The organism is Paenibacillus sp. FSL K6-1217 (assembly GCF_045040735.1).
In the GTDB taxonomy this organism is placed as follows: domain Bacteria; phylum Bacillota; class Bacilli; order Paenibacillales; family Paenibacillaceae; genus Paenibacillus_AQ.
The window spans coordinates 6,118,063-6,133,123 of record NZ_CP150271.1 but is presented as its reverse complement, the minus strand read 5'-3'; the positions used below and the strand labels follow the sequence as shown (position 1 = coordinate 6,133,123).

At 56.4% G+C, this 15,061-nt stretch carries 11 protein-coding genes; 4 read left to right on the top strand and 7 right to left on the bottom strand.

What is annotated here, in order from left to right; genetic code table 11:
• The first annotated feature begins 14 nt into the window (after positions 1–14).
• Both MHH28_RS27065 and MHH28_RS27060 read left to right on the top strand, forming a co-directional pair.
• On the top strand, positions 15–1,853 hold the full coding sequence (locus MHH28_RS27065; protein ID WP_341187019.1) for a histidine kinase: 1,839 nt from the start codon (positions 15–17) through the stop codon (positions 1,851–1,853).
• On the top strand, positions 1,850–3,703 hold the full coding sequence (locus tag MHH28_RS27060; protein WP_405107376.1) for a helix-turn-helix domain-containing protein: 1,854 nt from the start codon (positions 1,850–1,852) through the stop codon (positions 3,701–3,703). The genes MHH28_RS27065 and MHH28_RS27060 overlap by 4 nt, the downstream gene beginning before the upstream one ends.
• Here the strand turns inward: MHH28_RS27060 and MHH28_RS27055 are convergent.
• On the bottom strand, positions 3,700–4,893 hold the full coding sequence (locus MHH28_RS27055; RefSeq protein ID WP_405107373.1) for an SGNH/GDSL hydrolase family protein: 1,194 nt from the start codon (positions 4,891–4,893) through the stop codon (positions 3,700–3,702). The two genes, MHH28_RS27060 and MHH28_RS27055, sit on opposite strands and share 4 nt — an antisense overlap.
• A 553-nt stretch (positions 4,894–5,446) precedes the next feature.
• Positions 5,447–7,768, bottom strand: coding sequence for an alpha-xylosidase (yicI, locus tag MHH28_RS27050; protein WP_405107371.1), 2,322 nt, complete (start codon positions 7,766–7,768; stop codon positions 5,447–5,449).
• A 126-nt stretch (positions 7,769–7,894) separates the two neighbouring features.
• On the opposite strand from yicI, the gene MHH28_RS27045 reads away from it, so the two are divergent.
• Complete coding sequence (locus MHH28_RS27045) at positions 7,895–8,812, top strand: helix-turn-helix domain-containing protein (protein ID WP_405107368.1); 918 nt, start codon at positions 7,895–7,897, stop codon at positions 8,810–8,812.
• 177 nt (positions 8,813–8,989) lie between these two features.
• The gene (locus MHH28_RS27040) at positions 8,990–9,349 is read left to right on the top strand and encodes a nuclear transport factor 2 family protein (RefSeq protein WP_405107365.1); all 360 of its coding nucleotides are present in this window, start codon (positions 8,990–8,992) and stop codon (positions 9,347–9,349) included.
• 90 nt (positions 9,350–9,439) lie between these two features.
• Here MHH28_RS27040 and MHH28_RS27035 read toward each other — a convergent pair whose 3' ends face one another.
• The 5 genes from MHH28_RS27035 to MHH28_RS27015 all read right to left on the bottom strand — a co-directional run bounded on the left by MHH28_RS27035 (position 9,440) and on the right by MHH28_RS27015 (position 14,956).
• Positions 9,440–10,342 (bottom strand): sensor histidine kinase, encoded by a 903-nt coding sequence (locus MHH28_RS27035; RefSeq protein WP_405107362.1) that lies wholly within the window; start codon positions 10,340–10,342, stop codon positions 9,440–9,442.
• A 26-nt stretch (positions 10,343–10,368) separates the two neighbouring features.
• Positions 10,369–11,106, bottom strand: a complete 738-nt coding sequence (locus MHH28_RS27030) for an ABC transporter permease (RefSeq protein ID WP_405107360.1) — start codon at positions 11,104–11,106, stop codon at positions 10,369–10,371.
• Positions 11,099–12,022 (bottom strand): ABC transporter ATP-binding protein, encoded by a 924-nt coding sequence (locus MHH28_RS27025; RefSeq protein ID WP_405107358.1) that lies wholly within the window; start codon positions 12,020–12,022, stop codon positions 11,099–11,101. Before MHH28_RS27025 ends, MHH28_RS27030 begins: the two co-directional genes overlap by 8 nt.
• 94 nt (positions 12,023–12,116) lie before the next feature.
• Positions 12,117–12,809 (bottom strand): response regulator transcription factor, encoded by a 693-nt coding sequence (locus tag MHH28_RS27020; RefSeq protein ID WP_405107357.1) that lies wholly within the window; start codon positions 12,807–12,809, stop codon positions 12,117–12,119.
• Positions 12,806–14,956 carry a class I SAM-dependent methyltransferase gene (locus tag MHH28_RS27015; protein ID WP_405107354.1) on the bottom strand — a complete coding sequence of 717 codons (2,151 nt, stop codon included), beginning with the start codon at positions 14,954–14,956 and terminating at the stop codon, positions 12,806–12,808. Before MHH28_RS27015 ends, MHH28_RS27020 begins: the two co-directional genes overlap by 4 nt.
• Positions 14,957–15,061: the final 105 nt, after the last annotated feature.

Genomic DNA, 15,061 nt, shown 5'->3' with positions numbered 1-15,061 from the left:
ATGTGACCCGCCCCATGAAATGGACCAGTATCCGCACGAAGCTGATCGTCTTCCTGCTCGTACCCACCTTAATCTGCATTATGGCTACGATGTATGTCAGCTATTCCCACACCACCAAGTCACTGAGGGACCGGGCGGTTGAAGAGAACAAGAATCTGCTCTATCAGGGCTACAAAAACATCGACAGCCTGCTCCAGGAGATCAACCGTCTGTCGCTAAATGTGTATTCGGACGGCGATTTTTACCGGCTGCTTGAAGCAGGATATGACGACCTGTCCTCCGATATCGCCATCTATAACTCGCTCAGCTATATCTCCACCTCGCTCCCGAATATCTCGCAGGTGTACTTATATGGTGTGAAAGACGCGAAAGCTACATTGATTACAGACAATACCACGCCCAAGCGCTGGCTGAGAAATACGCCATACCGGGAATCGAGGGTCACGGGCAGCACTCCGGTGGAGGTACAAAGCACGCATCTGAGCAACGCTTACGGGCTGAACCTGCCGTTAACACAGTTCGTGCCGGAGCCGGTTTTTACGATGCACCGCCGGATTGAGCGTATCCCCTCCTCAGAGGCCCTCGGTTATCTGTCGATTGATGTCAAGCTGGCCGCAATCGGTGATATTGTGGACCAGCTGTACGAGCGGGATCAGGAGCAGATCTACCTGCTGGACAGCAGCGGCAGACTGGTCTACGGCCAGGACACCGCTGCTCTGGGCCAACCGCTGGATGCAGCGTGGTACAACAGGCAGATCGCGGACCGCAGCGGGACCCAGGGGTATTTCGAGCAGGACGGCGCTGTGTTCATCTATCAGCAAATCGACAGCATTGGCCTCAGCTGGACGCTGGTCAAGCAAATTCCTGTCTCATATCTGTTCCGGGAAGCCAAAGAGGCTGCGGGGATCAACGTGTTACTGCTGGTCCTGCTGCTCATTACGATCATTGTCCTGACCGTTCTTGTCTCCTTCCGGATCACCGCCCCGATCAAGCAGCTGACCCGGTACATGAATCAGGTCCAGACCGGGAATCTTGAGATCGATATCCGCCCGGCGGGAAAAGATGAAATCGGCGTCGTCACCGAGCATTTCCGCAGTATGATGGACACGATCAACAATCTGATTCTGCGGGAGTACCGGCTGGAGCTGTCGAACAAGACCAATGAGCTGAGGGCGCTGCAGTCGCAGATTAACCCGCATTTTCTGAACAACACGCTGCAGATTATCGGTACGCTCGCCTTGGAGCTGAAGGTGCCGCAGATCTACGGCCTGCTCTCCGCGCTGGCCAAGATGATGCGCTACAGCATGTACAATGATGAGAAGATCGTGACGGTCCAGAACGAACTGGACCATGTCAAAGCGTATATTGAGCTGCAAAAGGAGCGTTTTGAGAATAAGTTCAGTTTCCGCTACGATATGGAGGAGCCGCTGCTCCAGGCGCTGATGCCCAAGATGATTCTCCAGCCGATTGTGGAGAATTATTTTAAGCACGGCTTCCAGCTTGACCGCCAGGACGGATGTATTGAGATTAGTGTGGCCGGGTTAACCCCGGAGCGGATGGAGATCAGCATCGCCAACAATGGCCTCCCCATTCCGGCAGGCAGACTGGAGGCGCTGCGCAAGGAGCTGGAGCAGCCCCGGTCCGCTGAGGAAAGGGAGCTGCTCCAGAATGCCGGCCAGGACAGCTACAGCAGACGCGATGCTCCGGGGGCGGGCATCGGCCTAGGGAATGTGCTGGCCAGGCTGCGGCTGGTCTGCGGGGATAATGCCCTGCTGACGGTGGATAATCTGAAGGAAGGCGGAGTAATCATCCGCCTGGAAATCGATATCGTAGTGGAGAGTGAACGGATATGAAGGCACTGATTGTAGACGACGAAGCAAGAGTCAGGAAGGCGGTCCGCCTGCTGGTGGACTGGGAGGCCCATCAGATTGAGGAGATTCTGGAGGCCGGCAACGGCAACGAGGCCATCGCCCTGATCCGCCGGGAGAAGCCCGCGCTGGTCATAATGGATATGATGATGGAGTCGGGGAGCGGCCTGGAGCTGATGACCTGGGTCGATGAATTCGCAGGCAGCACCAAATTCATTGTGGTCAGCGGGCATAATGATTTCGACTTCGTCCGCCAGACCGTCCGCCACGGCGGCATCGATTATATCCTGAAGCCGATTGAGCCGGATATGATTAACAGCGCGGTATCCAAGGCGGTATCCGCCTGGCGGGCCGAGGAGGCGGAACGCAATCTCCGCCAGCGCCAGAGCCTGCGGCTGAATGAGATCAAGCCGATCTTCGGGGAGAAGCTGCTCTCCGCGTTGATCGATGACAGGGTGAACGCCGAGGCCTCGCTGCGCCGCCTGATCCATGACGGCATCATTCCGCCGGACATCAAGACTTCGCGCCTGATCCTCGTGCAGACGGACAGCGGCAATAATCCGCTGCTGCGGCGCTTCGGCGGCGACAGCGAACTGCTCTACTACGCCATTGTGAACATCTGCAACGAATTTCTGCAGCAGCAAGGCAACGGCATCGCCTTCCGCTATTGGGGCGGTCCGCCGGAGATTGCCATCCTGCTCTGGGAGCCGCATGAATCCGTCACCTCGCTGATCAGCCGGATGAATCAGGGGATCTTCCTTACGCTGCAGTTCCGCATGCATTTCGGAATCAGCACGCCGGGAGCCTTCCCCGCGCATCTGCCGGCAGGACGCACCGAAGCCGCCGAAGCCCTGCTGCGGCGGAATCTGCTTAGGCATGAGGATTACTGCCATTATGCGGCCGCTGAATCCGTCCGGAGTGCGGACATAGGGCCGGGCGGGTTGACAGGCACGGAGGTGTTGACGGGCGGGATGTCAGGCGGGTTGACAGGCATGGGAGCAGGCGCGATGGCAAGCGGGTTGACAGGCACAGGAGCAGGCGCGATGTCAGGCGGGTTGCCAGGCACGGGCGCAGGCGCGATGTCAGGCAGGTTGACAGGCACAGGAGCGGGGTCGCTGCCGGGTAGGGAGCAGCGCGATAAGCGGGAGACCGCAGGCCCGCTGAGCTTCGCCGATGTCCAGGAGGACTGGCGGATGGCGGTCATCAGCGGGACGCCCGAAGCCCTGACCGCGGCGGCTCAGCACTGGACCCAGGAGCTTAGCCGCCGGGGTGTCGTTACCCCGCAGATGCTGAACGCCTGGAAGGCGGACGCGCTGCTGCTGCGCGCACGGCTGGTCCGTGAAGCGCTGGGCAGCCAGTCGGCTCGCGTGCTGGCTGAGCTGGAGCAGGGCGACCAGCAGAACCCTTCTCCGCAGCCGAGTGGCTACTCCTTCTCCCTGTTCGCCTGGCGTGACTGGTCTCTTGCATTCATGCAGCAGTTATCCCGGGCGCTGGCGGACAGACAGCAGAAAGAGCGGAACCCGATGACTGAGATCGTTAAATACATCGAGCAGAACTACCCGTCGGATCTTTCCCTGCAGGAGGTTGCCGGCAAATTCCAGGTCAGCCGCGAATATGTCTCACGCCGGTTCAAGCAGGAATACGGCATCAACTTCTCCGACTACATCGTCAGCGTCCGCATCGAGAAGGCCAAGCTGCTGATGCAGAATCCGGGCCTCAAGCTGGCCCAGATCTCGGAGATGGTCGGCTTCCACGACGTCAAATACTTCAGTAAGGTCTTCAAGAAGCAGACTGGCCATTCACCGAAGGACTACCGGGGCCAGGCGGAGCATTAGGCACTCTGGTGGACGTCCCCGTACCATGCCAGAAAAGCATCCGCCACCGCCTTGCCTGCGGCACCGTTCGGATGCGGGTCGAACTCGTCGCTCATATACTCCGGCTTGATTCTGTGATCGGCGGGAGCCGGAACAGACAGCACGGCAGCCATGTCGAACACGCGGTCCACACCAGCCGGAGGGCTCGTGCGGATACAATCATTTACTTTGCGCCAATGAGTCTCCCGCCCCCCGCCCTCGAAGTTGAACGGCGGCACCGTACTGAGAATAACCGCTGCCTCCGGCCGGGCTTCCTTGATCCTGGAGATGATGTGTGCCAGGTCCCGCAGCAATTCATCTGCCGGGCGCTGGCCGATATCCAGATCATTCACTCCCAGCACGATCAGCACTTCATCGCCCTGCTGCGCCTTGTGCAGCCAGGGACCATCCGTGGCCACATCGTAGGCCCGGCCCCAGCCGGAGCCGATATTCCACAGTCCGAACTGTGTTCCCAGCCCCTCCGCAATTCTCGCTGCCCAGTGCGCATATTGATCCTTGGCGGTCCGCACCCCCTGTGTGATCGAGTCGCCCAGGAAGACCAGCTTCTTCGTTACGTCCTTCTTGTACCCCAGGAAGCTTGGAAGGACCTGCAGCTTGTCCGATTCACTGAACCCGGACGCCGACTCCTGAGCAGCCAGAGTGCCTGGCGCATCGTAGCCGGACACCAGCATTCCCTCCACATTGAAGGGGAATGACTTGCCTGCACCAGCTGTCTTCAAGGTCCAGGTGAAGGCCAGCAGATGGCCCTCCGGCAGCTCCAGCAGTAACTCATCGCTCCAGAACTGCTCTCCCGACTTCACCTGCCGCGACAGGTCGCCGCCAAAGGTGACCGGAACCTGCGACCCCGGCACAACGCTGCCGTCCGGCATAGCTCCGCCATCGGCAACATACGCCGCTTCGATGCTCCACTCCCCGCCCGGCTCGCTGGCATTGGCGTCCACGCCCAAGTCCCAGGTTGAATCCACAGCATTGCTGTGCCAGAACTTCAGCGTCAGACAGCCATTCTCCCGCAAGCGGATATAGGTGCGGTATGTACGGGTGAACAGCTCCGGTGAATTCATAATATAGTTGGCGGCAGTAGACAGCGCGGTGGCCGAGCTGAACTCCGGCTGGCTCAGCACTCCGCTTGAACGGTTCTCAATATTGTTCATAGTGATCGACTCCTTTATTCTGATGTTGCTTCTCTGGCTGATGGGTGGTGGGTAGGGCGGCTGGTGCTGTACAGAAACTTAACTCGACACTAACTTGGCCCAACTTTGACACGACTTCGACCCGACTGGCCCAACTTCTGCCCGGCTTCCTCCCGACTGTAGCTCGCCTTTGACCAAACTTTGCCCCGACTCCTGCCCGACTAATGTTGCATTATCTGCAACACTGATGCCTGTGAAACCCACTATTTTAGTACAATGTTGCAGATAATGCAGCAATTTCGCCACTTGTTCGCTCTGAGAAACTGAAATGCTGCATTTTTGACAACATTTCGCCATAGCCCTGATCCTGCTGAGGGGAATGTTGCATTTCTTGCAGGATTTAGCCCATTTTGCGCCATTGCGTACAACAATCCTCCCCCACCGCCGCCAATCCCCAAAAAGCTCCCCGATCCAGGAGACGAATGTCCCCTGTCATCAGAGAGCCTGGTTACTTAAAGGCACAGCCATGGGCTAAGCCAGTGTTGGAGTCTGTTAATTCAGTCTTGCGGGTGTCCTACTTCAGCGTAATTGTGAACGATACGGACTTCGCTCCAGCGTCCACTTTCACCGTAGTCTCATCCACCTGCTCCGCACCCTCCACGGAAGCGATAGCGCCGAGATCCTTCACCGCGAAGGTGAACGCTTTGCCGCTGCCTTCAGCAGTTACGGTTACAGTGCTGCCGCTGCGTACAGCTTCTACCTTCAGCTCAGGTGCGCCGTGGATATCGCGTACAGTCGCTGCTGTAGCGGTACCCTCCTCCAGGGAGTACAGACCGAACTTCACGCCGTCTGCAAAATCATAATCCGGACGGCTGTCCTCGCTGCCCACGGCAAGCAGGGAATTCTGGCGGACGAACAGCGGCAGGCTGAAGAAGTCATGCTTCTCCTTGCGCCACGCTCCGCCCTGTACGGTCTCACCGCTTAACAGGTGTGTCCAGCGGCCGGCCGGCAGGTAATACTTCACTTCGCCGTTCTCCTGGAAGATCGGAGCGACCAGCAGGGAATCGCCCAGCATGTACTGGCGGTCCAGCACTTCACAGGTCGGATCTTCCGGGAACTCCATCACCATGGCCCGCATCGAAGCCCAGCCCTGCTCATGCGCCTGTCCGGCTACATCATACAGGTATGGCATCAGGCTGCATTTGAGCTTGGTGAAGAAGCGGGTCACATCGACAGCTTCATCGTCATAAGCCCAAGGCACCCGGTACGAGGTGCTGCCGTGCAGGCGGCTGTGGCTGGAGAGCAGGCCGAAGGCCAGCCAGCGCTTGAAGACATGCGCCGGAGCGGTGTTCTCGAATCCGCCAATGTCATGGCTCCAGAAGCCGAAGCCGGACAAGCCGAGCGACAGGCCGCCGCGCAGGCTCTCTGCCATGGATTCATAGTCGGCATAGCAGTCGCCGCCCCAGTGAACCGGGAACTGCTGCCCGCCGGCGGTGGCGGAGCGTGCGAAGACGGCGGCTTCATTTTTTCCAAGCTTCTCTTCGAGCACCTCGAACACTACCTTGTTATACAACTGGGTATAATAGTTGTGCATCTTGTACGGATCGGAGCCGTCGAAATAGACAACATCCGTCGGAATCCGTTCGCCGAAGTCGGTCTTGAAGCTGTCTACGCCCATATCTACCAGGTCGCGCAGGTAACCGGCATACCATTCACAAGCGGCAGGGTTTGTGAAGTCCACCAGTCCCATGCCCGCCTGCCAGAGGTCCGTCTGATAGACGTCGCCGTTGGCTTTTTTGAGCAGATAACCGTTCTTCCGGCCTTCTTCAAACAGCGGAGAACGCTGCCCGATATAAGAATTGATCCAGACACAGATCTTCAGCCCCTTGTCGTGCAGACGCTTCAGCATGCCCACCGGGTCCGGGAACACGCGGGAATCCCACTGGAAATCCGTCCATTGATATTCGCGCATCCAGAAGCAGTCGAAGTGGAACACATGCAGCGGCAGATCGCGCTCCGCCATTCCTTCCACGAAGGAGTTAACGGTAGCTTCATCGTAGTCCGTAGTGAACGAAGTCGTCAGCCACAGGCCGAAGGTCCAGGCCGGAGGAAGCGCAGGCTTGCCGGTCAGGGAGGTGTATTTGGTGATGACCTCTTTAATCGTCGGCCCTTCAATCACGAAGTATTCCAGACTCTCTCCGGCTACGCTGAACTGGGCCTTCTTCACCTTCTCGGATGCAATCTCATACGAGACCAGCTCCGGCTGGTTCACGAATACACCGTACCCCTTGCTTGTTACATAGAACGGAACGTTCTTGTAGGCCTGCTCGGAGCTTGTCCCGCCATCCTTGTTCCACAGATCGACCACCTGGCCGTTTTTGACAAAAGCCGTAAAGCGCTCGCCCAGACCATACACGAATTCGCCCACGCCCAGATCCAGCTCTTCACGCATGAAGGTGTTGCCGTCCTGATCCGTGATATAGGCCATCGATTTGTAACCGCTGCCGGTAATGCGCTCGTCGCCGCGGTAGAAATCTACAGACCAATGAGTGCCCTTGTTGATGACTACGCGGAGTCCGCCGCTGATCAGCACCGTCTGCGCTTCCGTCTCCTCGATTTCCACATGATCGCCGGTGCCCTCGGTCAGCTCGAACGAAGGCCCGCGCTCAATCACGCCGTCGTTATGAATAATCTTAACTCCTACTACGCCCGGAAGCGGGGAGTGGAATTTCACGGTCAGCAGCGTCGAGTTAAGCGTAGCCGAACGTCCTGTAATTGGAGTCGTCTGCGTAACCGCAGTCAGGCCTTCCTCTGTTTTTTCTACTACATAGTTCTGCACTGCACCATTGATTGTAATTCCATCACGAACCAGCCATAAGCCGTCTGTAAATTTCATATGTGCACTTGCCACCCTTCGATTTGGTGTATATAGTTGCATTATACCGATAACAAAAGCTCAAAACTAATAATATATAGCTCATTTATAACACTATTCTGACGTCATCTGATAAGGAGGCCCCTAATGGACCGTACCTCGCAGCGCCTGCTCAAGGAAGACCGCGAACACGGGGATGTTATGTTCCCCCTCGCTGCCTACTGGATCGACCTTCCCGCCGGAGCACATGTCCTGGATACCCACTGGCATGAGGAAGCCGAATTCTTCCTGCTGCTGGAAGGCGAAATTCTGTTTCAGGTGGACACAGACTATTTCACGCTTCGCCCCGGTGAGGCGGTCTTCATTGAATCGGGCGATATCCATGCCGCATACGCGCTTACGGAAGCACCCTGCCGGTTCTGCGCTCTTGTCTTCCACCCCGACCTGCTGGCCAGCGCCCAATATGATACCATCCAGCAGAGCATCATTCTGCCGCTTCAGGAGAAACGCCAGAGCTTTCCGCGCCACCTCATCCCTTCCGTCCCCTGGCAGGCGGAGCTGCTGCTGCATCTGAACAGCATGATGAAGGCATATGACCAACAAATGCCCGGATTCGAAGCCTTCATGAAAGGAACCCTGCTCATTATGCTCTCACAGCTTGCGCTGCCGGGACGTTCGGTCAACCACAGCCAGTCGGAGGGTGCCGAACCTACGAAGATTGACCGTCTGAAACGGGTAATTCTCTATATTCAGGACAACTATCAGGAGCCGATTCGTACCCGCGACCTGTCCGGACTGATTCCGATGAGCGAAGGGCAATTCTGCCGGTTCTTCAAAAGCATGACACGCAAAACGCCCGTGGATTACATCAACTCCTACCGGGTCCGCCAGGCCGCAGCCCTGCTTAAGCAGGGGGACCGCAAAATCTCCGACATCGCCATGGATGTCGGCTTCGACAATGTCAGCTACTTCATCAAAGTGTTCCGCAAAATGATGAATTGCTCGCCTTCCGAATTCCGCAAGGATGCCGGTCCTTACGCCGGGCAGAGCCAGCTCTATCCTTAGGCTTGTCCACGGACCCCTGCGATTGCCTGCTTACGGATGTGCGGATACGTTTAAGTACCCTGTAAGGATGACCACGGCACCTGCCGCTTCAGCGGTAGCCTAATGGCTCATTCCGGGACAAGCTGCCTGGGCAGCGAGCCGTCCCCCCACCAATCCACTTACAGGAGGCAGATATTCATGAATCAACATGTTACCTTGCCAATTGAGGTACAGGATTTCTACAATGCAGTGAACCAATACCAGCCCGATGCTCTGATTGAATTGTTCGCTCCCGGCGCTACCGTCAAGGATAACGGGAAATCGGCCGAAGGCACTGAAGCCATAGCGGCTTGGGGAGAATCCGAGCTATTCTCGGCCAAGGTCCGCTTCACCATTATGGAGATTGAGGAAGCCGGAGGCCGCATTGCGGTGACGGCTGAGATGGAGGGCGAATTCAATAAGAATCGCGTCCCTGCCCCGCAGTTGTTCAGACATGAATTCAAGGTACAAGGCGGCAAAATCAGCTCCTTAAACATCACACTTCAGCAGGATAAGTAGCAACGCTACTGCAGGTTATACCAACTTCTATCTGGAATTCCGATAGATTTACGCACGAAGGGAGCCGCAGACTAGCGGCTCCCTTCACTTCTATTCCCCGAATGCTATGGACAATTGAAACTCTCCGCCCTCCAGAGCAGCGGCAATCGTACCTCCCTGCTTCTCCACCAGTTGCTTAACAATGGCCAAACCGAGACCAAGCTGGCCGCTTGACCGCGAAGGATCGCTGGTGTACGTCCGCTGGAACAGCCTGGGCAGATCCTGCTCGCGGATATGCTCCGTTTCATTAACGAACTTCAGCTTAACCTGCTGCTGTTCCGTATAGAGGGAGACGGTCAAGCGGTTTTTACCGTAACGGAGCACATTCTGGAGCACATTGGAGAAGATGCGGATCATGGCTTTCTCATCCAGCGGGATGGACTTGACATTCTCATCCAGATGAAGCTGCACCTCGATGCCCTTCTGCATAAGGTCCGGATGAAACGCCAGAATCACTTCGCTCAGCAGACTATAGAGATAGACCGGCTGGCTGTCCAAAGGAGTGTCCCCAGAGTCTATACTGGACAATTCATAGAACGCTTCTACAATATTGTTCATAACCGCCATCTTATGCATGATGATCTCCATATATTGCTGCCGTTCAGCCTCGGAAGCAAGGGGATCCTTCAGCAGATATGCATATCCCTGCATGGACGTCAGCGGAGTCCGCAGATCATGGGACAGATTGGCAATCTCTTCCTTCACTGTGAGCTCTCTCGACCGGTGAAGTACCCGCTCCTTCTGGCGCTGATCCAGCAGCCGGTTAATAGCCACGATAAGCCGCTCCATCTCCTTCCCAGGCAGAGGCAGTTTGACATGCAGGTGCTGCCGGGATGACGCCTCCGCCTCCGCCAATTGCCGCCGCACTTGAATAATGCTCTGCCGTTGCAGCAGATACACAAGGAGTATACCTGCAGCAGCTAGAGCGGCAATGATGACTATAGCAAGATACATACGTCCTCCCTCCTTAGCTGCACCTGTTAGAACTCTTCTTTATTGAACAGATACAACCCTAATTGATAAAAGAACAGCGTATACACCATTCCTGTAATCCAAGGCTCCCAGGCGGGATAAGTCCCCATATCATAGGCATTGAACAAATAATAAGCCGGACTATGGCTGTGGAGCCAGGCCGCCCATACATATTTGCCTTTCAGAGCGCCCAGAATCATGTAGGGCAGGAAATAAATCAGCAGGAATACGGTAGTTACCTGTGCATTCTTGTTCATCACAGCGGTGAGGCAGAAGTAGGTGGTTACCCCGGCAATCATAACAGGCAACATACCCAGCAGTATCTTGCAGTATTCAGTAAGCGCATATTCATAGCTGCGCAGCAGCAGCCTCGTGCCGAGCAGGACAGAAATCCCGACCAGAACGAGCGCGAACAGCAGGAAGCCGGCAAGTGTAACCAGCAGCTTGGCGGTGTAGATCGAGCGCCTGCTGAAGCCATAGGCTACGGTATTTTTGAGCACATGCTTGTTATCCCCCATCAGGATTCCGGTAAAAATCGTAAGCAATGCGAATAACACCGGCATCATAGCCAGCACATTGCGGTAGAAGAAGCGCTCATTCCCATAGGGGAAACCCGGATCAGAATGATGAAAAACAGTGAGCGTCACCGCAGCACCGGCCATTAACACCGCACAGAGCAGCCCGTAATAATAATAGTTCTTGGTTCGGACAAAACGGTACTGCTCACTTTTCATCAGATTAAGCATGACGCTCACCTCCCAGCAGACCCAGGTAGTATTCTTCCAGATCCCCGCCGGTGGCCGCAATGGAATACACGCTGACGCCCTGGGCATGAAGCACCCGGTTGAGCTGATCGGTCTTATCCATACCGCCGGAGAGCAGAATCCGGTGTCCCGGCAGGATCCGGTAAGGGATACCCGGGAAATGCTTCTCCAGAGCGGTGGACGCTTTGCCGCTGTCATCCACCACAATCTCCACGTTTTTCCGGGTCTTGTGCTGCAGTTCTTCTGCTGTCAATTGCTCCACAATCCGCCCCTGGTCCATGAAAATATAACGCGTGGCCACACTCTGCAGCTCAGACAATACGTGACTTGAGATGAGAATTGTGACCTTCTTCTCTTCATTCAGCGTCTGCAGGAGCTGGCGGATCTCCGCCTTCCCCTCCGGGTCAAGGCCATTGGTCGGTTCATCCAGAATCAGCAGCTCGGGGCGGGTCATCAGCGCAAGCGCGAGTCCCAGCCGCTGCTTCATCCCGAGGGAGAAGGCTTTGAACTTCTTGTTTGCGGCATGAAGCAGATTGACATCCTTAAGCGCCTGATCAATGGAATCCTTACCGGCCAGACCCCTCTGCTGGCGGAAATACTCCAGGTTCTGCCTGGCCGTGAAGTCCGGGAAGAACGCTGACTCTTCAATCATCGCCCCGATGCTCCGGCGCCCCTTCCGCAGACCGGCATCATCCTGGTGTCCGTATAGCGCAATCGTGCCTTTCGATGGAAACACCTGCTCTGTGATACATTTGAACAGCGTGGTTTTGCCTGCGCCATTTTTACCGATCAGTGCCACGATATCCCCTGATTCAATCTGCAGGTTAATATCCCGGAGCGCGTAAGCTTCCTGATAGGTCTTATTGAGCGCCTTAATCTCCAATATACAATGCATCATCGTTATGACTCCCTTGCCGTTTGATAATTCCATTGTATAAAGAACACTTTTAATAAGCTTTAAGCAAAGTCTTAAGAAACTTTAAAGAAATCCGCTAGACCAGCTTGAACCCGATGCCCCAAATGGTACGGATATACTCCTCTTCCGTGATTGCGGCAAATTTGGCACGCAGATTGCTGATATGTACATTAATGGTGTTATCGTCCCCAAGGTAAGTGCCCTGCCAGATTTGCCGGTACAGCTCGCTTTTGGAGAAAATGTGATCAGGCCTCGACAGAAGCACCGCCAGAAGCTCAAATTCGTATTTGGTTAAAGCCAGGACTTGGCCGTCCAGCATTACCTCCCGCCGCTGCTTGTCCATGACCAGCCCGCGTACCTTGAGCATCTCGCCGTCAGGACCTGCGGCCGGTGCGTATTGCAGCCGGCGGAGCTGCGCGGACACTCTGGCCATCACCTCCTCCTGGTCAAAGGGCTTGGTGATGTAGTCGTCGGCTCCCAGACGCAGCAGGCCCACTTTGTCCTCCAGCGTGCTTTTGGCAGAGATTACAATAATGGGTACGGTAGACTGTTCACGGATCTGCGCAATCAGCGATTCGCCGGTCATGCCCGGCAGCATCAGGTCCATCAGGATCAATTGGTAGTCTTCAAGCGACATTCGGAGGGAGGCTTCGCTCCCTGAGAATGCAGGCACGGCCGTCAGTCCTTCACTTGTCAGCATACGGCACAGCAGGCGGTTAATGTCGGCATCATCTTCTACCACAAGTACACTGAGATTCGCATTGTTCACTTCGGCTGCCTCCAGTTCTCATGATCGGTCGCAGGTGCTGAGGGAGCAGCGGTTGTCCCGTCTGCCTTACGAATCACGATAAAGCAGGTACTGTCCGGCAGCGGCACCGGCTCGCCGTGCTCATCCATAATCTCAACCCGGTCCTGTAGCGCCTCCGTGTATCCTTCCTGCAGGTAATGACGGAAGACCTCAATCTTGGCCCGGTCCCCCAGCGTCTGCTCAATGAATGCGGCGTACTGCGAGGGTGTGAAGTAGCCGAACTGCTCCTGAACCTCGTGAATGTAGGCCTCTTCCCCCCAGGTGTAGGTGTAGAGGAATTCCATAGCGTCGTTCACCGGCATCAGAACCTCCTGTGCGCCAAGCGGTTCATAACGGATATTCCGTCCGGCAAAATCCTTCGCGTACCGCTCCAGCCACGCCATGCCGTCCGCCTCCAGAAACCGTACCCGGCGCTGCTGATCCTCCGGCTCGCTCATAATCCCGTCGCGGATAATGATCGTACCGCCGTCCGCCAGCACCCCGAAGGCGCTGCTCAGGGCTGCCGCTACGGTGCTGTGATTGAATTTCCGGCCGTCCAGCGGCACATAGGAATACAGCTCATGCAGAATGGAGGAGAAGATCACCGTGTCCACCGTGCCCGGCTCGATATCCTCCTTCAGGTTCAGCGCATCCCCCTGCAGTACCTCCCATCGGCGGTCTTCACGCTGCTTGCGCTGGCGCAGCGCTTCAATCACATTGCTGGAGATATCGATCCCCACCGCCACGACCTCCGGCATCCGCTCCTCAATCAGATCGAGCAGCACCCCGCCGCCCGGCCCGATGTCCAGCACCTTGCGTCCGGTGACGTAGTCCAGAATCACCGCCTTATAATCAGCCGTATCATTCATCTGGCTCAAGTAGGTGTCCTCGTTATGGAAGCGGTCGAAGGCATCCCGCCGCAGATCAAACAGATCGAACAGCAGCAGAACGGCCCGTTCATACAGCGCCGATTTCTCGGCCTCCATGCAGAACTCAATCAGCTTCTCCGCCGCCGCCGAGAATTCGAAATGGAAGAACAGCGTATCCGGCAGATGCTCCTTGCCCAGCAGACGGTGCGTGAGATGCGGGTTGCCGCCGGAAGGCTTCGCTCCGCTGTAGATCTCCTCCCAGCTCAGCTCCGAGAGATACTTCTCTATAATCCGTTTCTTATATACATTGATCTTCTTGCTGCCCTTATAGTCATAATGAATACTGTTCATGACCGCCTCGAAGCTCAGATGGCTTAACTCCAGCGGGCCGCTGGCGGCCACCAGACTCATGACCTTCAGGAACTGCTCCAGCGAGAAGGTCTGCAGCGCCGATTCCACATACCAGAAGGTGGCGGGCTGGAGCAGCTCCAGCGCACCCGGAAGGAAGCCCTCCTGCACCAGCAGGTCCCACTCCGTCTCGTAATCCTCCCCCTGCGCAATGGACCCGGCGCGCATTCTCCGCAGACGCTCCTTCATCGGGACCTCAGGCTGCAGATTCCCGGAGGCGATTACAGCAATCAGCTCCATGACCTGCAGGCGGACCTCCTGCCACAGCTCCGGGGAGACCGCAGCAATGATGCAGTGATTCAGTGCGAACAACAGCCGCTCCAGCTCCCCGGCGCTCAGCAGGCCCTGCTCCACCAGCCCGGACAACGGAAGATTGACGGCGGGCGGAACCTCGCCGCGGATTTGCTGTCCAATGAGCCCGTGGGTCTCGATCAATGTATGTATGACCCGTCTCTTCTCCGCAGAGCCTGCCTCCTCCTGCAGAACGCTGTCTGCATACCGCTGGTATAGCTGCGCGGACCCGATATTGTGAACGAAGATATTAACGCTCTCTTCCTGCCAGCTCCGGCGCTGACGGAGGGTGCCGCCCTTAGCCGCCTCCGACCAGATCAGCGTCTCCTCGGCCAGTTCCTTAATCCAATAGGACAGCGGCAGACTGTCCAGCACCCGCAGGCTCCGCTCCACATAATCCAGCACCGGATTCTGCTGCGCAAGCTCCTGCAGCGATTCTATCCGCTCCAGGTTAACAATCGTCTGCTCCGCCTGCACGATATACTCCAGCCACGGATAGCCTTCTCCGGCAGGCCACCCTCCTTCACGATATGCCTCTATAGCCTGTAATGATTGCAGCATGTGCATGCCTCCCTATGTAATAACAATCTATATACAATAGCCCATGTGCTCAGGGTTTGAATCAGTGGGGCCGCAGAATTGAACAAACCGCAAGCTTCTGGATAG

Bases quoted from the DNA above. Each gene is read 5' to 3' on its own strand.
- MHH28_RS27065 (WP_341187019.1), top strand. From the start codon at position 15: ATGAAATGGACCAGTATCCGCACGAAGCTGATCGTCTTCCTGCTCGTA.
- MHH28_RS27060 (WP_405107376.1), top strand. From the start codon at position 1,850: ATGAAGGCACTGATTGTAGACGACGAAGCAAGAGTCAGGAAGGCGGTC.
- MHH28_RS27055 (WP_405107373.1), bottom strand. From the start codon at position 4,893: ATGAACAATATTGAGAACCGTTCAAGCGGAGTGCTGAGCCAGCCGGAG.
- yicI (WP_405107371.1), bottom strand. From the start codon at position 7,768: ATGAAATTTACAGACGGCTTATGGCTGGTTCGTGATGGAATTACAATC.
- MHH28_RS27045 (WP_405107368.1), top strand. From the start codon at position 7,895: ATGGACCGTACCTCGCAGCGCCTGCTCAAGGAAGACCGCGAACACGGG.
- MHH28_RS27040 (WP_405107365.1), top strand. From the start codon at position 8,990: ATGAATCAACATGTTACCTTGCCAATTGAGGTACAGGATTTCTACAAT.
- MHH28_RS27035 (WP_405107362.1), bottom strand. From the start codon at position 10,342: ATGTATCTTGCTATAGTCATCATTGCCGCTCTAGCTGCTGCAGGTATA.
- MHH28_RS27030 (WP_405107360.1), bottom strand. From the start codon at position 11,106: ATGCTTAATCTGATGAAAAGTGAGCAGTACCGTTTTGTCCGAACCAAG.
- MHH28_RS27025 (WP_405107358.1), bottom strand. From the start codon at position 12,022: ATGATGCATTGTATATTGGAGATTAAGGCGCTCAATAAGACCTATCAG.
- MHH28_RS27015 (WP_405107354.1), bottom strand. From the start codon at position 14,956: ATGCTGCAATCATTACAGGCTATAGAGGCATATCGTGAAGGAGGGTGG.